This is a genomic window from Komagataeibacter kakiaceti JCM 25156 (genome assembly GCF_000613305.1).
In genome coordinates this window covers 1-1,585 of the sequence record NZ_BAIO01000525.1, presented here as the reverse complement: position 1 = coordinate 1,585, position 1,585 = coordinate 1, and the positions used below count along the sequence as shown (strand labels likewise).

The window sequence follows — 1,585 nt, the reverse complement described above, 5'->3', positions numbered from 1 at the left end:
GGACGGGCGTGCCCCCGGTAGTGTGCAGATTGACAGTAATGAATGGTGGACCGGCCCCTTCCCCGAGGCCATAGCCGCCGGAACCACAATGGTGGCGCAGGCAACCGTTACTGGCCCTTCCATCAGCGGCAGAACCTGATTGACGGTGTCGCCGCCGTGGAGAACCTGCCCGCTGACCATATCATGGCCTGGCCGGGATCGAGCGACCCCCTGTCACGCGCCATCGTAACCTTCTGTTCGCCACGCCGGGGGCTGGTCACGGTGGACCCGACCTATGAACCGGCATGGGAAACGGCCGAATGGCTGAAAATACCGCTGAAGAAAGTGCCGCTACAGCCCGGTAATGGCTATAAGGCGGATGTGCGCGCCATGCTGGCGGCGGATCCGCATGCGGGTGTGTATTACATCTGCTCGCCCAACAATCCGACCGGAACGCTGACCCCGCTGGAAGATATTGAATGGCTGCTGGCCAACAAACCGGCAGGCTCCATTGTGCTGGTGGATGAGGCCTATATCCACTTTGCCGATGCCCCCAGTGCCGTATCTCTGGTGCGGGCGGGGCGTGATATTGTCGTGCTGCGGACGTTCTCGAAACTGTTTGGCATGGCGGGATTACGGCTTGGCCTGAGTCTGGCGCGTCCCGACCTGCACCAGAAAATGCTGCGTTATGACTGGTTCAACCAGTCGTACATGCTGCCTGTCGTGGCCGTGGCGGCCGGAATCGCCAGTGTGGGGCAGGCCGCGCGTATCACCCAGCGGCGCAAGGAAATGCAGGCCATACAGGCCGCGACATTCAGCCACCTGCAGAAGCGGAACGTGACCTACATTCCCAGTGTGGCCAACATGTTCATTATCGACTGGAAAAAGCCCGCCGCGCCGGTTCGGGAAGCATTTGCCAGGGAAAAGATAATTATTGGCCGTAGCTGGAAAATCTGGCCGACCTGTTCCCGCATCACGGTCGGTTCCAGGTCGGATATGGATAAATTCTGCGCAGTACTGGATAAGATAATGGCCTGAAGCAAGGCCATACACGCAAATTGCATCCGGTCAGAAATGTTTCATGACGGGTAAAGCCGGGCTTCAAGACATCGTATAATCATAAGGAAGTTTTTGGTGAAGATTGTTGCAAAAGCTTCAGGGAATGCCGCCTTTTTGAAAAAAGGCGGCCCCCAAAACATTCAATACCTGAAGCTATCGACTGTAGCATTATCCCCCAACAGTTGATTCCAGCCGAAACCGTGATGATGGCAGGGCCGGTTTATTCCCGCCTCCCAGCCGACGAGGGGAAGCGCGCCCCATGATCATGCCGGTTATGCCATCGTCCCTATCCTCCAGATGGAAGGACGCCAGCAGGGCGTTCAGCTGTTCGGCCTCATCGGCCAGGCTCCGGCCCGCGGCGGAGGTCTGTTCGACCATGGCGGCGTTCTGCTGCGTATTGTGATCAATGGCGCTGACCGCCGAGTTGACATCCTGCAAGGCGGCAGCCTGCTCCTGCGAGGCTTCCACGATTACGGAGATATGCTCGTTGATCTCCCCCACATCGCTGATGATTGTCTTGAGGGCATCGCTGGTCTCCCCCACCAGC

At 58.4% G+C, this 1,585-nt stretch carries 1 protein-coding gene and 1 pseudogene; one reads left to right on the top strand and one right to left on the bottom strand.

Annotation, left to right across the window (positions count from 1 at the left end; translation table 11 throughout):
• Positions 1–42 precede the first annotated feature (42 nt).
• Positions 43–1,017 (top strand): aminotransferase class I/II-fold pyridoxal phosphate-dependent enzyme, encoded by a 975-nt coding sequence (locus JCM25156_RS25420; protein ID WP_051577541.1) that lies wholly within the window; start codon positions 43–45, stop codon positions 1,015–1,017.
• A gap of 189 nt (positions 1,018–1,206) precedes the next feature.
• On the opposite strand, the pseudogene JCM25156_RS25415 reads toward JCM25156_RS25420, so the two are convergent.
• Positions 1,207–1,585 (bottom strand): annotated as a pseudogene (locus JCM25156_RS25415) (hypothetical protein); the annotation flags it as partial.